The organism is Nocardia altamirensis NBRC 108246 (genome assembly GCF_001612685.1).
Classification (GTDB): Bacteria; Actinomycetota; Actinomycetes; order Mycobacteriales; family Mycobacteriaceae; genus Nocardia; species Nocardia altamirensis.
Genome location: NZ_BDAY01000114.1, coordinates 13,015 through 29,847, shown reverse-complemented (window position 1 = coordinate 29,847; position 16,833 = coordinate 13,015). Strand labels below are relative to the sequence as shown.

14 protein-coding genes are annotated in these 16,833 nt (G+C 65.3%); 3 read left to right on the top strand and 11 right to left on the bottom strand.

Annotation, left to right across the window (positions count from 1 at the left end):
* Positions 1–167 precede the first annotated feature (167 nt).
* Together istA and istB are read left to right on the top strand one after the other, a co-directional pair.
* Positions 168–1,661, top strand: coding sequence for an IS21 family transposase (gene istA, locus NA11_RS40675; protein ID WP_084655515.1), 1,494 nt, complete (start codon positions 168–170; stop codon positions 1,659–1,661).
* On the top strand, positions 1,658–2,449 hold the full coding sequence (gene istB / locus NA11_RS40670) for an IS21-like element helper ATPase IstB (protein ID WP_069167445.1): 792 nt from the start codon (positions 1,658–1,660) through the stop codon (positions 2,447–2,449). Before istA ends, istB begins: the two co-directional genes overlap by 4 nt.
* A gap of 1 nt (position 2,450) precedes the next feature.
* On the opposite strand, the gene NA11_RS40665 is transcribed toward istB, so the two are convergent.
* The 3 genes from NA11_RS40665 to NA11_RS40655 all read right to left on the bottom strand — a co-directional run bounded on the left by NA11_RS40665 (position 2,451) and on the right by NA11_RS40655 (position 6,731).
* Positions 2,451–3,761: an AlbA family DNA-binding domain-containing protein gene (locus NA11_RS40665; RefSeq protein ID WP_167837849.1), complete on the bottom strand. Its 1,311-nt coding sequence runs from the start codon at positions 3,759–3,761 to the stop codon at positions 2,451–2,453.
* A 155-nt stretch (positions 3,762–3,916) separates the two neighbouring features.
* Entirely contained in the window at positions 3,917–4,510 is a 594-nt protein-coding gene (locus NA11_RS40660) for an RDD family protein (protein ID WP_069167443.1), read from the bottom strand.
* A gap of 721 nt (positions 4,511–5,231) precedes the next feature.
* Positions 5,232–6,731, bottom strand: a complete 1,500-nt coding sequence (locus NA11_RS40655) for a threonine/serine exporter family protein (protein ID WP_167837848.1) — start codon at positions 6,729–6,731, stop codon at positions 5,232–5,234.
* A 1,033-nt stretch (positions 6,732–7,764) separates the two neighbouring features.
* Here NA11_RS40655 and NA11_RS40650 point away from each other — a divergent pair.
* The gene (locus NA11_RS40650; protein WP_069167441.1) at positions 7,765–8,259 is read left to right on the top strand and encodes a DUF6764 family protein; all 495 of its coding nucleotides are present in this window, start codon (positions 7,765–7,767) and stop codon (positions 8,257–8,259) included.
* 79 nt (positions 8,260–8,338) lie between these two features.
* On the opposite strand, the gene NA11_RS40645 is transcribed toward NA11_RS40650, so the two are convergent.
* The 8 genes from NA11_RS40645 to NA11_RS40610 are packed head-to-tail and all read right to left on the bottom strand — an operon-like array spanning position 8,339 to position 16,616.
* Positions 8,339–9,346, bottom strand: a complete 1,008-nt coding sequence (locus NA11_RS40645; protein WP_069167440.1) for a Rieske (2Fe-2S) protein — start codon at positions 9,344–9,346, stop codon at positions 8,339–8,341.
* The gene (locus NA11_RS40640; RefSeq protein WP_069167439.1) at positions 9,343–10,938 is read right to left on the bottom strand and encodes an FAD-dependent oxidoreductase; all 1,596 of its coding nucleotides are present in this window, start codon (positions 10,936–10,938) and stop codon (positions 9,343–9,345) included. The genes NA11_RS40645 and NA11_RS40640 overlap by 4 nt, the downstream gene beginning before the upstream one ends.
* Positions 10,935–11,267, bottom strand: coding sequence for a lycopene cyclase domain-containing protein (locus NA11_RS40635; RefSeq protein ID WP_069167438.1), 333 nt, complete (start codon positions 11,265–11,267; stop codon positions 10,935–10,937). Before NA11_RS40635 ends, NA11_RS40640 begins: the two co-directional genes overlap by 4 nt.
* Entirely contained in the window at positions 11,264–11,617 is a 354-nt protein-coding gene (locus NA11_RS40630; protein WP_069167437.1) for a lycopene cyclase domain-containing protein, read from the bottom strand. The genes NA11_RS40635 and NA11_RS40630 overlap by 4 nt, the downstream gene beginning before the upstream one ends.
* 8 nt (positions 11,618–11,625) lie before the next feature.
* Complete coding sequence (locus NA11_RS40625) at positions 11,626–12,618, bottom strand: phytoene/squalene synthase family protein (protein WP_069167436.1); 993 nt, start codon at positions 12,616–12,618, stop codon at positions 11,626–11,628.
* Between the two features lie 11 nt (positions 12,619–12,629).
* The gene (gene crtI / locus NA11_RS40620; RefSeq protein WP_069167435.1) at positions 12,630–14,150 is read right to left on the bottom strand and encodes a phytoene desaturase family protein; all 1,521 of its coding nucleotides are present in this window, start codon (positions 14,148–14,150) and stop codon (positions 12,630–12,632) included.
* Positions 14,151–14,163: 13 nt separating this feature from the next.
* Entirely contained in the window at positions 14,164–15,291 is a 1,128-nt protein-coding gene (locus NA11_RS40615; protein WP_084655512.1) for a polyprenyl synthetase family protein, read from the bottom strand.
* Positions 15,288–16,616 (bottom strand): glycosyltransferase, encoded by a 1,329-nt coding sequence (locus NA11_RS40610; RefSeq protein WP_069167448.1) that lies wholly within the window; start codon positions 16,614–16,616, stop codon positions 15,288–15,290. Before NA11_RS40610 ends, NA11_RS40615 begins: the two co-directional genes overlap by 4 nt.
* Positions 16,617–16,833 lie beyond the last annotated feature (217 nt).

The following is a 16,833-nucleotide window of genomic DNA, read 5'->3' as shown; positions in this document are numbered from 1 at the left end:
TGTCCGTGGCCGTGACAAAGTCCCCGCTGGTGGCCGACTGTAGGTCCCCGCTGGCGGCCAGGTAGAAGTCCCCATTTCCCTTGCTCGTCGTGTCAGCCCGGAACTCGTGGCCTGGGCGGTGACGGTGATAGCGCCAACTGTCATCCGTCACTGCCCAGGGAGTTCTATTGAAGTCTGCGAGGGAGCGAATGGACATCATTTCCGCCTATCGAGAGGTCGGAACGTATCGAGGTGCGGCCGAGTTGTGCGGCACTACCCACAAGACGGTGAAACGAGTCGTCGAGCGCGCCGCAGTCAGCGGTGCGGTATTGGCGGCGCGGCCGCGGAATGTCGATCAGTTCGCCGAGTTGGTCGGTGAGCGGGTCGCCAAGTCGCAGGGCCGGATCTCGGCCAAGCGGCTGTTGCCGATCGCGCGTGCTGCCGGTTACGAGGGGTCGCCGCGGAATTTCCGCCGTTTGGTGGCCGAGCAGAAAGCGTTGTGGCGCAAGGATAATCATCGGGGTCGGCGTCCGGCGGTGTGGTCGCCGGGTGAGTATCTGGTGATCGACTGGGCCGAGGCGGCACCGGGGTTGTTCGTGTTCTGCGCGGTGCTGGCGTTCTCGCGGTGGCGTTTCGCCGCGTTCGCCGCCGACCAGAAACAGTCCACGACATTGGCGATGATCGCCGACGCCCTCGCCGCGATCGGCGGGGTCCCGGCCAAGGTGCTGGCCGACCGGATGGGGTGTCTGAAGGCCGGGGTGGTCGCCGATGTCGTAGTCCCGACACCGCAATACATCCGCTTCGCAACACATTACGGATTCGCCCCCGATTTCTGCCGCGCCGCTGATCCGCAATCGAAAGGCATCGTGGAGAACCTCTGCGGCTATGCCCAACGCGACCTGGCGATCCCGCTGCTGACCGAAGCCGCCATGACCGGCCAGCAGGTCGGACTGCGCGAAGCCAACGCTGCGGCGAAAACCTGGTGCGCGGAGGTGAATTCGCTGATGCATTCGGAGATCTGCGCGATCCCCGACCAACGCCTCGACACCGAGCGAGAGTTGCTGGCGTCGTTGCCTTCTCTTCGGATGGAGATCGGCGCGGCGGCGATGACCCGAAAGGTCGACCGGCTCTCCTGCGTTCGTTACGGGTCGGCCCGCTATTCGGTGCCGACCCGCTTGATCGGCGAATCGGTGCAGATCGTCATCGATCACGGGGCGTTGCTGGTGCTCGAACCCGCGACCGGGGTGATCGTGGCTGAACACGAACTCGTCGCGCCCGGTGAGGCATCGATCCTCGATGCCCACTACGACGGACCCCGTCCCGCCCCGAATCGAGGTCCGCGCCCGAAAACCACTGTCGAGCAACAGTTCTGCGCGCTCGGTGCCGACGCCGAAGCGTTCCTCGTCGGTGCGGCGGCCCATGGCAACAGCCGCCTGGCGGGCGAGTTGGAGATCCTGCTCGCCCTCGGCGCCGCCCACGGCAACGACATGCTGGTCGCCGCTTTGCGGCGGGCGGTGGCGTTCAAACGGTTCCGCGCCGCCGACGTCCGCTCCATCCTGGCCGCCGGCACCGGCACCCCGCAGCCCCGCCCGGCAGGGGACGCGCTGGTGCTGGATCTGCCCGCCGCTCCAACCCGCTCGCTAGACGCCTACAAGATCAGCCGTGATGGGAGCCGCGCATGACCACCACTGGAACGAAAACATCTGCACCCAAACCCATCCCGGAACTGGCCGCCGATCTCGACGCCGGTCTGCGCCGGTTGAAACTGGCCGCGATCCGCCGCACCGCGCCAGAAGTCCTGGCCGTCGCCAAGACTCAACGCTGGACACCCGAAGAGGTGCTGCGCACCCTGCTCGACACCGAACTAGCCGCCCGCGACGCCTCCAACACGGCCAACCGACTCAAGGCCGCCGCGTTCCCCGTCACCAAAACCCTCGACAGCTTCGACGTCACGGCCTCATCGATTCCGGCAGCAACCTTCGACTACCTGTCGAGCCTGGAATGGATTCGCGCGCAACAGAATCTGGCCTTGATCGGCCCACCGGGAACCGGGAAGAGTCACACCCTGATCGGCCTCGGCCACGCCGCCATCACCGCCGGACACAAAGTCCGCTACTTCACCGCCGCCGACCTCATCGACACCCTCTACCGAGGATTGGCAGACAACACCGTCGGCAAAATCATCGACACCCTGCTCCGCGCGGACCTACTGATATTGGACGAAATCGGCTTCGCACCACTGGATGACACCGGCACCCAACTATTGTTCCGCCTCGTCGCAGCCGCCTACGAACGCCGCTCTCTCGCCATCGCTTCCCACTGGCCATTCGAGCAATGGGGCCGGTTCCTGCCCGAACACACCACCGCCGCCAGCATCCTCGACCGACTCCTCCACCACGCCACCGTCACCATCACCGACGGCGACTCCTACCGCATGAGAAACCGAACCAAGCGAGGTGAACAGCCCTGACCTAACACCCCCCACCCCGCAAGGGGTGGGGACTTTCCTGGCCACCAGTGGATACCTCACCCGGCCACCAGCGGCGACTTCCATATGGCCATTGACACCCGTCCGCGGCCATCTCCTCGAGAGAGCCTGTTGTTCTCGCGATCCCGGTTTCTCCGCGAAGGGGCACAGAGCCATTGACGAGATCGTAAATATCGATCTCGGATCCGTCCATGTCGCTCGCTGGTTCGAACAGCATCGTCTCGATGTGTTGGGATTTCGTACTGGTGGGCAATAGAAGTTGCGCCAGCACTTCGCAACTCCCCGCAGCGCCAGCGTGGACAGCATGATGCGCCAGCAGCGACAGTAGCCCGAACAGCCTGAACTCAACCGAGTCCTGCTCGATCGCGGCATAACTGCTGTCGAACCGGTTGTGGAGCAGTACTGCACGGCCTATGAAAATGTCGGCAACCGGAGAAGCGAAGCTGGCCGCGAATCCCGCACCACTGAAGTGTAATTCGGCGTGCGGCGACCTCGACGTGCCTCGATAGTCCGGCGTTCCGGTCAGAATCGCCCGCCGCACTCCAGGCACGCACGACTTCGGGCTCCCCAGGCTCAACCAGTCTGGGGTCGCATCAGTCCAACGCTCGATACTGCCCCTGATGGCATCCAGAGCTCGTCGACCACTGCCGAGATCTCCTGCCACGGCCGGAACCAGTGAGACCGCCACCCATGCCGGCGGAACCCGACCAAGACGTCCACGCCCTTCGGCATGAATCCGAGCCAGCGTATCCTCCAGGTCTGTCGCGGCAGCGAATCGGCGGCGGTAGTAGCTGGCGATCTCATGTTCAGCGAGGTAGCGGGTCAGGGTTTCGACCCGGACCGGATAGCAGAACAAGTGGCCCCGATCGGGTTGCATGACCGCATGCGGCGCGAACTCACTTCGAGGCACCTCGATCACGTAATAGCCTCTACCGCCGCTCATTTCGAGGCTCCGGACCGTCACGCCCGGCAAGAACGGGCGAAGATAGTGCTGGCATATCGACTGCATCCGACGCACCTCACTGTCGCTTAGGTCAACAGGGGTCGCTCGCTCCGCCCGGCCGTCTTTCTCTCCGACTCCGAGGACAATGATGCCGCCTCGTGCGTTCGCCAAGGCGGCAACGTCCTTCCCGAGTTCGGCCTTCCCATCCCTGCTATCCGGATATAGCGCTTCCTTCCAATCCAGGTCGCCGGACTCCGAGGTCTTCTCTTGGATCGCTCGGTCGATCGCGGCAGCAGTCAGTTCTCCCACTGACATCCCGAACACCGCAGTAAGTCGCGGAAAATTCTGCACCGACTTCCTTCTTCCTCCCATGGCACCGCCAGCTTCCGGGAGACGCGTCGGGGTTGACTGACGGCGCTCACACCCGGTACGCGCGGCGCATGAGACGCCGCTGATGGACGCCCGAACAACTCGCCGCGGAGCGCAACGCTTCAGCTCTTGTGGGCTTACAGCCGTTTGCTCATATCCACGCGACCCGGCAATACCATCGGGATGTCGTTCTTCCAATCAATCTTCCGCTTGGCCGCGCGCACCACCCGGCTACCGGTAGCGAGATCGTGCAAGGTTTGGCGCTTTCCAGCCGGAATAGCTGCCAGCAAGAAGCTTCCGACCACCGAGAGCATGCCGACAACAGCGACCCCGTTGAGTATGGCTGACTCCGGATTAGCTCCGGACAGGGAGGTGAAGACGAACGGCAGGAAGATAATCAGCATGCGGATGGCCGCGAGCCGCAACTCCAAGTGGGGCCGAGCCCACTCGTCGGCAGGTACTACCCGCAGGCCCAGGAGCCCTTTGCCGAGAGTCTGGCCATCGCGGCGGATCAGCAGGAAGACCTCCAGTCCGACGTAGGCGATGAAATAGCAAAGCCACCCTGCGATTCCGTAGATCAGGTCCTTGTGAGCGTCGCCAGTCATCAAAACAACTGGTACCAGCAGAATCCCAACGGGTATTGCCACAACGAACGTGAGCAGTAGGCATAACGCGAGGTCGAGAATCCTGGCGGCGAGCCGCCGCAGAAACGGAGCGGACTCGTACTGCATATGACCTCATTCTGAAGGTTCCACTGTTACCGGATGGCCGCTGATCGAGCTGGTAGTCATGTACCCCGAGCGTGTTCGCCTGGTAAGTGTCGCAGTTGGGCGATCTCCCGTCTATCCACCGAACATCCGACAGTAGGTCCAGATCTCCTGCGCTGCATCACTATTCATAGGAAGCCACCCAACTGGACAGAGGACGCCGACCGTCCGATGAGACACCGATGGCTGGCGTGTCGTAGATCGACACGCCGGAAAGACACTGAGAGATAGCGGCAACCATGACCAGGAAGGACCCGTGCCACGAGGAAGCACCCTTCGGCGGACTTGGACACGTGCGCCAATCCCCCGCCCGGGATCCAGTAGGAATCGGATCCCACAGCAATCTCACCCTTTTGATGGGTAGTGTCCGGAATCGATGTGATTCGTTGAGCCGAAGAACCCGAACGATAAACGACACGGATCCTTCACGACGATGGCACCACGCGTGACGGGATCACCCGGGCTGGGAGGCAACATGCGTGGATCGTCTCGGTAGCTCGATGCGGCGATCGCGGTGATGGCGATCGCACCAAACTGGAAAGCGGTCCTTCCTCGAACCGCGCTCAGGCCGTTGGCGGTTCGCCAGAAGAGTCGTGGCCAGGCCGAGATCCCGGCTATGACGACAGCGGTCTTGACCCAACCACGACAGCGAGCATCGACAGACTGGCGCAGGTTTGCGCTGCGGTTACGAATCCAGTTGCCTATTGGCCTCCGCGACAGTCGGTTGCGGCTCGGTGTCGAGGCTGGCCGAGCGGATTCGAGTTCGCATGCTGACCATACGACGCGCGCCACCATTAGCGATGATATTGCCCAATACGAGGCCGGCGCCGATTGCTAACGTGGTGAGCACAGAAAAGGCGAATGACACTCCCGACCCTGGCGAATGCGCGATGAACTGTAGTAATGAATGAGCGACCGTCAGCGACGGCAGTAGGGCACCGCAGAATGCAGGCACGATTACCGATGCCGACGAGATGCGCAGGCGGGCGGCCGTCCAGGTACCGAGGGCGCCGAGCAGCGCCGCGCCGAGCATCAACGACAATTGCAGACCGATATGTGCGCGCGCACACAGCTGCACCATCAGCTGGGTGAATATCGCTGCCGCCATAGAAATCGGGACCACCCGCGCGGTGGCTCCCTGAGCGAAGGCATTTGCCGCAGCAGCGACGGCCGAGGCGAACAGCGCCCAGAGCGGCGACAGGCCGGTCAAATGGATCGCCGACGGATCGACTTCGAGATTCACCCACCGGGTCGCGGTCAGGCCCGTCTGAATGCCGGCGACCATGCCGAGCACCACCAGGCCGATACCGAGGCCGCGCACCAAGGCCAGGCTCCGAAATCCGGATATCGCATCCTGCGCCGCCGCGACGATCGACGTGTGCGGCAGAAGTAGCACCACACACGCGGCGACCATGCTGGCCGCCTCGCCCGTCGAGATCCGGGTGTATGCGATCGCCAGGCTGCCGACCGTCGTCGCCAGCGCCATTTGCGTGAGAGCGACGAAAAATGTTGGAAGATAACGCCTCCCGAGCACCCTACCGAGATACATCAGTACGAACATCAGCACGAACGCGCCGACAGCCGACCAGAAGCTCCCGCCCGCCTGCAGTGCGACGACAACGCCGAGAACTCCCATGGCGCCCGCCACAACTCGATAGGGCCATCGCGGATCCGACCGCATTTCCTCCACGAGCCGCTGACTGGCCTGGGTCATGTCGGTCTCATGGCCGACAATGTCGTCGACGACGCCGTACACGTTGTTGAGCCGATGCAGGTCGGCGCCCGTGTTACGCACAGCCCGCAATCCGGCGACGGTCGGCTCATCGGGCACGGCGTACACCATATGAATCGACGAGCCTGGAAAGTCGAGTTCCACCGCCGCCAGATTCCAAGTCGCCGACACCGCGACGATTGCTACCTCGACGCTGCGCGCATCAGCTCCCGACGACAACATCACCTCCCCCAGGTCAAGACAGAAGTCGATGACCTGACGGGCCGAATACTCCTCCCCGGTCGCTGTCGGTGAGGGCGAAACTCCTGCATAGATGCTCCCGCGCAGCAACAATGCGATATCACGCCGCTGCTCGGCCGTCGTAACCCGTGGTCGGCGCTGCCGAACAGGATTCCGAGAACTGTTGGCAGCACTGGTGACCGACTTGCGAGGCCGGTGCTTCGGCGCACTCATTCGTGAGCGACCGCGATCGCCGATCTCGGCCCCACCGGTGTCGGCCCGATCTGCGTCTTTGGGAGTGCGTCCGATACGGAGGCGTCCCATAGCCGTCCTACCCGCCCCGCGCGCATGCGGCGCGCGGTCGCATCAACGTGCCTGCCGACGCGGAACAGTTCATGATCTGCCCACCGTCACCTCTTCGCGGGCCTTCCGAGGAGATTTCCATTGTGCTGGGCATGATCTTCAATCCAATCCTGGACGGAATAGCGAAACCAGCGACGACAACGCGGCCTTCTCGGCCGCCGGGCACGAGACGACTCGCACCAACACTCAACAACAGCGGTACAGCTCGCATGTACCGTCACACCAGCATCGCTACCGACTTACCCAGCGGCAATGAGATGATCTCGAATTGTGACGACCCCAACTCTGGTTGCCATTAGGACACCGCCAGCCGCGCGTGAGGTCGTTGACGGGGCCGAGCGCACCTACTCGGCCTACCGCGATCGGCGGGACGGAGCCACCCCCAGGTAGCACGCACCATTCCGGATGCCCCGAAGATCCCCACCGCTGCCCGGAGCCATGCGACGCTCGCCCTGCTGTTGAAGCCCGCCCGAGCGACGCCTGAGGGACCCCTTCTTCAAGGCGATATCCAGCGATACCCGACGCGAGTGCGCCCCGGCGAATATAACCCACTACGGTTTCGACATCGCCGTAGTGGCCCGCTGCCCTGATACCGAAAAGTGGTGGTTCACGGAGCAATTCGCGACGCGCGACATTTCGGCATGGTGCTCATCGGATGCACTGCCGCGATAACGGTTTACGCCGCCGGAAATCGGATGACCTATTCGGACAAACTCATCTCCCACTCCAATAAAACCGCCGCAATGCATCGCCTTTGCATCGTTTCTTCGCTACCGTAAGAGCACGTCACGCTGGGATGCGCTAGCGCGGCAATACAATTCGCACGATTCGAGTTCGACGTGCCCGCCGGGCCATATGCCCGTATCAGCCCTGGTTTCCCGGCGGTCACGCGCAGGAGAACGTCATGAACATCCTTTTCCCCCGTCGCACCGCGACCGCATTCCTCGCAGCTGGCCCAGCAGTTTTCGCACTGTGCCTGTTCGCCCCGGATGCAGCCGCCGCCAACACCGGGTGTCCGGCACCGGGCGCCACGGTCACCTCGGCAACCGCAGAAGACGCGCAATGCTCGGCTGCCAGTGTGGGCGGTGCGGCGGCCGCCTCCTATGGCCTCGGTGGCAACGCTGCCGCCAACGCGGGACCGACCAGCCTGTCGCTGGCGATCGCGCAGAACGGTGGCACCGCCACCGCCAACTCCGCACCGTTGTCCGGCCCGGCGGCCATCGCCGTCGGCCCCGGGGCGACTGTGACAGCGACGGGCGTTCGGCCCGGGCTGGCGCTCGGCATCGCTGGTCCGGGGGCAACGGTGACGGTCACCGGAGTCACCGGTCCCACCTGCGCAGGTGGCATCGGATTCGCAGGTGACTTCCAGACCTTCCAAGGCTGTCTGTCGCTGGGCTGACCCCAGGCCGGGAAAAGCCGGTGGTGTTCCGAACAGCGAATACCACCGGTTCCTGCCCGGCCGCGTCATCGAATTCCCCTTAACGACGCCGAGTTCGCAGCTGATACCGACGCTCGGCGTAGGCCATGTCGTCGCGCCAAAGCCGGTTCGCGGCGTGGTTCATCAACGGCCGCAGTATTCCGACCGCATGGCGGGCGTAGCGGAATCCGGGCCGTTCCGAACTCGCGATCACCGTTTCGATCACCGCGGTGCGGGCCCGGCCGTCGGGCCCGGGTCCCATTGGGCTTGCGTGTGTTTCGACGACGCTGCCTGTGCCTTCGCCTGCCACGATGCGCATCACGATGGTGCGAGGGTCCGGGCAGGTGAACTCCGCTTCGACCGGGACACCGAGCGTGCGGGTGACCCGGAACGTGACATTGAGCAGGAAGCGATGGTTGTCCTCCGTGATACGGGTGCGCGGTGGCGTCCGGGTCACCTCCAGCCGTGCGAAAGAGTAAGGGTGGAACCATGATCCGTGCCAGGGATCGAGGCGATTGGCGATGATGTCGCGTGGTTCGCACACCCCGACCAGCCGCGTCACCGCGTGCACGGTGGTGTCGGTGGGGCGAGCGCCGAGAATCGGTGTGTCGGTGGGTGTTTGGCCACTGATTGAATCCAGGCGCACCCAGGCGAGCACGCCGTCGTCGTAGCCGGGGAACGGGCGCCAACGAGCGGTGTCGCCGCTGCCGAGCCGTAGGCCGTGCCAGCGACAGATCAGCGCCGTGTCATCCACCGCCGCAGCATCCAGCGGTGCGCCCAGGTGCGGGCAGGCGCCAGGACCGACATGCAATGCGCCTGCGCGGTCGCGCCACGCGACGATCTCCACTCCGCCGATCGTGGTACCGAATGGGCGATCGTCCCGGACCTGGCGGCTGCCTGCGAAGGTGTACCAGTTGCCGCCGGGCAGCTGCTGGGACCAGCGCAGCGCTGCGGCGATCAGGCCCGGATCCGCATCCGCGTAGGTGGGTGCTTGACGCGACCATTTCTCGGGCGAGAATCGCTGCAACGGTGATACTTTCGACAACCGTGCGAGCGGGGATTCGTTCATGCGGATCGCCTTTCGCGTGTCGCGAGGGTGCGCAGCAGGCTCGACCGGCCGCGGCTGGGCACTGTTTGCAGGTCGTGCCCCGCGCCGCCCCACTGGCCGGCCAGCAGGTCGGCCGCGAGCCAGCCCGTGGTCGCCGCGCGCTCCATCAACGCGACCGGCAGATCGACCCGGATGCCGTCACCGGCGAGCATCAATCGCGGATGCGGAGTCCGAATTCCGGGCCTCCTGGCAAAGTCGCCGGGCGCGAAACGCGGGCAATCAGCCCGCCACAGCATCTTTTCCGCCACGATTCGGGCTTGATCCGATTCGGGATAGAGGTCGTGCAGCCGGGCAAGCAGCCTGCTGCGCACCCACGCCCCGGCTGCCGGGACGGGGGTCTGATCCGCGGCCGCATAGGCGTGTAACTCGACGACACTGCCACCGTGTCTGCCCGCCCATTCGGCGGCCGTGCGCTCGTATCGGTCGAGGATGCTGATGTTGTCGAGTGGATCCAGGTTGCCGGTTCCGAGGAAGCTCGGGCGGTCGGCGCGCAGCGGACGGTCCAGCCAGAGCCGGTGCACCGCGAACGTTGGGGCCGAACCCAACTCGGCGACCCGCGTGCGCCATTCATCATCTCCCAGCGCCGGCGAATCGGCGACGATCGCTCGCAGGCCGGCCACATCGGTGGCCAGTACCACTGCGTCCGCTTCGACCGTGGCGCCCGTATCGTCGATCACCCGAAATCCGAGTGCGCCGGGTTCTATAGCGGCGATCCGCACCCCGGTGTGGAATTCCACTCGACCCGGCCGTTCTGATGTGGTCGGCGCGGTGAGGTACTCCGCCAACGGAGTCCAGAGGCTGATATCGAAATTGTCTTGCGCCACATCGAAAACCAGCCCCTCGCTGGAGCCGAGGAAGTAGATGTGGAACATCGCGGCCAGCTCGGCGGCCGACATGCGATGGGGGGCAACGAAGAAGCTGCGCGAGAACACCTCGAAGGCCAGGTGCCGGGCGGCATCCGGAAAATTGATGCGGTGCAAGAATGTTTCCGCGTCGAGGTGGTCGAGCTGCTGGTAGATCTCCGGCACGGAGACCGCCGCCAGTGGCGCGGCGGCTCGGGCGTCCATGCGCACCAGGTCGCGGAACCGAAATGTCGGGCTGCGCAATGCGAAGGCGAATGCGTTCCAGGGCGGTGTGCGTGGCAGGTTACGAAAGCTGTCGCGGTGACCTTTGTCGTCGATCAGTGGGTAGTCGCCGAGCCTGGACAGTCGCGTCAACCCGGGATCGCTACGGCACAACAGCTTTCGAAGATTGTAGTACTGGGCGAAGAAGGCGTGGAAGCCGCGGTTCATCCCCACCACGGTGCCGTCGTCGAGTCGCTCGTTCCAGCCGCCGACTCGTCCACCCAGGTAGTTTTCTCGCTCGATCACCTCGACCCGGAATCCGCGTTCGGCGAGTCCGGTCGCCGCCGCCAGACCCGCGATGCCGGCACCGACCACGACCGCCGTCGGTCGCTGCCCGTCTCTGCCGACGTCCGCGCGACCAACTCGGGCCGGGTGTCGCTCCCTGCGCGGGTCTCGCCCCAGTTCGGCAAGCACGGGGTCGCGCGTCATTGCCGCACCTCTTCCTGTCGCTGTCGAGCACGTTCCCAGCACAGCAGTACCCCGGTCACGAGCGCGTACCCGAACAAGAAGTCCTCAACGGGAATGTCCCACGGAAACCGCAGGCCGAGAATGTGATCCGGGTTGTATCGGACGATGGGTGCGTCGAGTTTGGTCAGCCAGCCGTCAACGGGTATCTGGAAGCCGAGCACGATCGCCATCGATATCCAGTAAGCAGGCCTGCCCAGCAGCCCGGTGCGCAGTACCGCGAACTCGGCGACGCACACGGCAAGCACCGCCACGACCGCGGGCAGCGTGTATCCGATGCCACCGAAGTTCATCCTCGTCCCTCCACGCGACTCCGGCGGTGGGCTCGGCTGCGGTGTGCGTGGCCGAGCACGGTGTCAACCGCGACGAAAGTGAGCAGCCCGCACAGGGGAACGACCATGAAGAACAACAACTCCTCGATGGGTATCGCCCCGGGCAGCCGTAGCCCGATGATGTACCGCTCGTTGAAGTTCCACACCTGACCGGCGATGGCCAGCAGATCCCAGATTATGAACACCACCACGGGGGCCAGCGCGCTGAGCAACAACCGCGGTCTGCGATACAGGCCGGGGCCGACGAACTCCAGCGGCGCCGTCAAAGCCAGACACGCGATCAGAACGAAAAGATAGTGCCAATGGTGCACGTCGACTCCTAGGTGGATTCCGGCGACGCAGTGGTACCGGATGTGTGAGCCGGCTCAGGAGCACCGCGTAACCGTCCCTCCGGACGACGCCGAATCCACCATGCGCGAACCAATCCGGCCCCACCGACCCGGGCACGGCGGGCGGTGCTCACTCTGGCCCGCCGCCCGAACACCTGGAAGTCGTTGTCCTCGATGCGATCCAGTATCTCGGAATACAGTCGCAGCGCGGCCGCGACGCACGGCCGCGAGCGCGGCACCAGGGACTCGATCCCGGCGCGGGCGTAATCGTATATTTCCCTGGTGATTTCGTGCTGAGCGGCGAGTGCTTCGCGTACCCGCGGGTCCACCCGTCGATGCCGGCTGCACCACAGCAACAGTTCCCGGTCGACGTTGTGGGCGGCCAGTTCGTCGGCGGGCAGATACACCCGGCCACGGGCCAAGTCCTCGTCGACATCGCGGAGAAAGTTGGTGAGCTGGAACGCTTTTCCCAGCGCTGCGGCATACGGTGCGGCGGCCGTGGCGCTCTCGGTCGTTCCGAGGATCGGCAGCAACTGGAGTCCGATCACCTCGGCGGAGCCGTAGACGTAGCGGTCGAGCGCGGCGCGGTCCGGATAGTCGGTGGTGGAGAGGTCCATCCGCATGGAGGCCAGGAAGGCGTCGAACAGATGGCCAGCGATGGCGTAGCGATCCGCGGTGTGCAGGACGGCCGCAAGCACCGGGTCCCCCGCACCGTCGGCCGCGGCGAACCGCCGCGCCAGCAATTCCAATCCCGCTGCTCGGTCGGCTACGGTGCGGGCTTGGTCGAACTCGTCCAGGATGTCGTCCGCGCGGCGGGCGAACCCGTACAGCGCATGCACCGCGGGGCGCTGGTCGGGGGCCAGGAGGCGGGTGGCGAGAAAGAACGTCTTGCCGTGGCGAGCGTTGAGTAGTCGGCAGGCCTGATACGACGCTTGCAACCGCGGATCGGTGATGCCCGCGGCCTCGAGTTCTGTGCGTGTCATACCGCTGCTCCTCAGAGGATGGTGCGGGTCGATGTGGCGGCGCGGCGCCTGATGTGGGAGTGCCCGGTGATGCGGTCGGCGGCCAGGCGTCCGGAAATGAGCACCGGCGGAATACCGACTCCGGGAACGGTGGAACCACCAGCTAGTACGACGTTGTCGAAGCCGCGAATCATGTTGGCGGGCCGGAAGGGGCCGGTCTGGGCGAAGGTGTGCGCGAGGGCGAACGGGCTACCCGCGACCATATCCTTGCCTGCCCAGTCGGTCGGCGTGACGACGCGCAACAACTCGGCGTTGCGCCAGGCCCTGGTACCGAGGCGCCGCTTGGCGATATCCATGACCTGTTCGGCGTAGGACTGCTGAAAACTCGGCCAATCAATCTGCCCGCGTTGCAGATTCGGCGCTGGGGCCAGCAAGAACAGCAATTCGCGCCCGTCCGGTGCCAGGCTGGGATCGCCCGCAGTGGGGCGGGTGAGCAGCAGCGACGGATCCGACATCACCCGCCCCTCGTCGATGATCTCGCGGAAAGCCGACTGCCACGCCGCACCGAACAGCAGTGAATGGTGCGGGATCTCGTGCAGGCCGGGGTCACCCGCGATGTGTAGAACGACGGCGGAGGGTGCGGGCCGGGTTGCGAGCGGGCGTCGTGAGCGGTGGCCGAGCAACTCGTAGGTGCGATGCAACTCGGTGGTCAAAACGATGGCGTCACAGGCGATTCGCTCGTCCTCGTCAGTTCGCACAGCGGTAACTCGGCCGCCTGCGCACTCGACCTGAGCCACCGTGCTCTGGTACCGGAAACGCACCCCGGCGTCGGCGGCCGCGGCGGCGAGTGCGTCAGGTACCGCGCGCATGCCGCCGCGCGGAAAGAACACTCCCGACATCGTGTCCATGTGGGCGATGACCGCGTAGGCAGCCAGAGCCTGGTCAGGTGCGACGCCGGCATACAGCGATTGGAAGGTGAAGACTCGGCGCAGGTCGGGATCGGAAATGTACTCGGCCACTTTGCTATTCCAAGTGCGGAAGCCGCCGAGCGCCGTCAAGCGTGCCAGCGCGGGCGTCACCATCGACAGCGGCGAATCGAAATTCGCCCCGATGAACCGATCGAACTCGGCTCGATACAGCTTGTCCAGCCATTCGCGCAGCCGCCGATACCCGGCGGCCTGCTCAGGACCGGCGAATTCGGTGATCGCGTGCACCATTGTTTCCTCGTCGCTGTGCACGTCGAGGGTGCGTCCGTCCGCGTAGACCGCATGGTAGGCAGGTGCCACCGGGTGCAGGTCCAAGCGATCCTTGGTGCGCTCACCCACCGCGTCGAAAACCTCGTCGAGCAGATCAGGCATCGTGAGCACGGTCGGGCCGGTGTCGATACGGTAGCCGCCCAAGTCCAGTCTGCCCATTCGCCCACCAGGCACCGCTTCTCGCTCGACCACGGTCACCTCGCGACCTCGCCCGGCCAGATGGATCGCGGTGGACAGTCCGGCCAGTCCGGCGCCTACCACTACGACGTGATCACTTCGTCCGGTCACGGTGCGCATCGTCTTCTCCTCATCACAGCTGCCGCGCGGTGCACAGCAGCGCCATCTCGTGCAGTGCCGAACGCTGAGCGGGATCCAGTCGGGCGGTGTCCACTGCCCGCTGTGCGTCCTCCACCCGCTCGGCGATCATGGATTCGATCCGTTCCGGGGCACCCGACGTCGCGATCAAGTCACGGCACCGTGCTATTGCGTTGGCATCGAGTTCAGGTAGGTCGAGCAGGGCGGTCAGCTCGTGCCGATCCGCAGCGTCCGCGAGACTCAGCGCGGTCACCACAACGCTGGTCGCCTTGCGCTGTCCCAAGTCGCTGTCCTCCGGCTTGCCGGTGGTCGCGGCCGAGCCGAAGATGCCGAGCAGATCATCGCGCAACTGGAACGCCTCCCCGATCCGTGCTCCGTACCGGCCGAGCATCCGCAGTGTTCGATCCGAGCACCCGGCCAGGTCCGCACCCAGTTCCAGCGGGCGCAACACGGTGTAGTTCCCCGACTTGGCGCGCGCGATGGCAAGCACCGCATCCAGGGTCGGCACCGCGCGCACGTCGTTGGCGAGGTCGGCGAACTGGCCGACCGCGAGCTCGATCCGCATGGCGTCGTAGCGTGGCCATATTCGGTGCAGCGCAGACGATTCCACACCACTGGCGCGCAGCATCTGCTCTGCCCAGACCAGACACATATCGCCGAGCAAGGTGGCGGCCGAGGCACCGAAGCGGGCGGACGAGCCGGGCATTCCCTGGTCGCGATGGCGGTCGGCCAGGCGCAGATGGGCCGTAGCACCGCCGCGCCGCAACGCGCCGTCGTCCATCACGTCGTCTTGCAGCAACGCGAACGCGTGCAGCAGTTCCAGTGCGGCCGCCGCGCGTAAGGCCGCCGGGTCCGGTTCGGCGCCGCACAGCCAGCCCAGATACATGAAGGTCGAACGCAAGCATTTGCCGCCGATTGCGTACTGGCGCAACACGTCGTCCACGCCTGCGCCCTGCAGTTCCTCGACGCGGACCGAGGACAGGAAGGAATCCAACTCGCTCAGCACCCGCTGACGGACGACCACTCGCCAGCGCTGGAAGTCTGTGCCGATATCCGTGTCGTCGGCCGGGCTCAGCGCGCTGACCGAGAACGGGCGGCCTCGATCGAAAGACAGTGTGCTCATGGGCTGTTCCTCTGTCGACCGGCAGCGATGTCACTCACGGGCGGGCAGTCCCGGTGTCGCACAGCGGGTGTGGCGCCGAACTCCTCGAGCACTGCGGCGATGGTGTCGAACGGCGATGATCGGGAGATTTCGGCGGCGATGCGCTGTGCCGCGATGCGAAACCGCTTGTCCCCCAGTACCTGATCCACCGCCGAGGCGATGACTGCGGAACTAGGGCGCGCGCGCCGCAGGTCGATGCCCGAGCCGGTGTACGCGACTCGTGCCGCGATTTCTGGCTTGTCGGCGTTCTCCCCCGCGACGATGAGGGGGACGCCATAGCTCAATGCCTGCTGTACGCCACCGTAACCACCGTTGGTGATCATCACATCGACGTGTGGCAACAACTGTGGATACGAAACATATTTGCGGACATAGGCATTCGCGGGCAGCGGCCCGAGCCGATCGCGTGAGCCGCCGGTGCTCGCCACGACCACCAGATCGGATCGCCGACCCAGCGCGGCCAGCGTCGGCCGGAGCAAGTGGCCGAGATCGCCGTTGTCCCAGGTTCCTTGCGTCACATGGATGATTCGCTTGCCGGTCATCAGCGCGTCCCACCATGGCGGCAGTGCGGTCTCAGCAACAGCCGGACCAGGTATCGGCCCGGTGAACACCACCGAGTGTGGTAGGTCCCGTCGTGGGTATTCGAAGCCGGGCACGCTGAACTGCAGCAGGCGATCGGCTAGCACGGGCCAGTCGAGCAGGAAGACCGACGCGGATCCGGCGCCGAGTTGACGGATGGCGGCGTCGAGCCGAGCCTGGTCGGCGCGGAAAAGCACTTGCCGCACAAACGTATTCATCGCCGAGTAGTCGCGTCCCGCCACCGGTTGCCAGCCGACACCGAACGGTGGGCAGTCGGTGCTGCACAGCGTCAACGGGCCGACCCCGCACACCAGCACCGGCGGGCGCGCGCCGCCCGAAACCAATAGCGGAATCGCGCCGGTGAACATCGAATCGACCAGCACGGCATCGTAATCCGCGCGGCCGAGCTCGGTGACCAGCGCCGCGTACTGCGCGGCCAGCGGTGCGAGGAATGCCGAGCGGAGTTCAGCGCGGCCGGTTCGCCACCGTCGTACCACTCTTGGGCCGTGCCTCGATGTGGTCGGCCTGATCGCGGGCTCCGCGGGCAGCGCCGACAACAGCAGATTCTGGTCGGTGGCGGTGTCCCGAAACGCCGCACCGCTGAGCATCCGGACTCGATGCCCACGCTGCCGCAAGGCACCGGCGACGGTGATCATGGGCAGCACGTGTCCCGGAATCGGGCTCGCGGCAACCAGATATCGACCCATCCAGACATTCCTTCGCTGATCTGTCATCCGACGACGATGTCGATGTGTCCGCGCACGGCCGCGGATCGCCACATCGTGCGGCCACACGACGCTGTGCGGCCGCACCACGCCGGCACCGACCGGTACCGCACTTCCGTGCCGCATCGAGCACTCCCGCGACCCGCCGCGGATCGAGAACGGCGAGCGAGTAGGTCCGGCCAGATGGGGAACGCCTCCG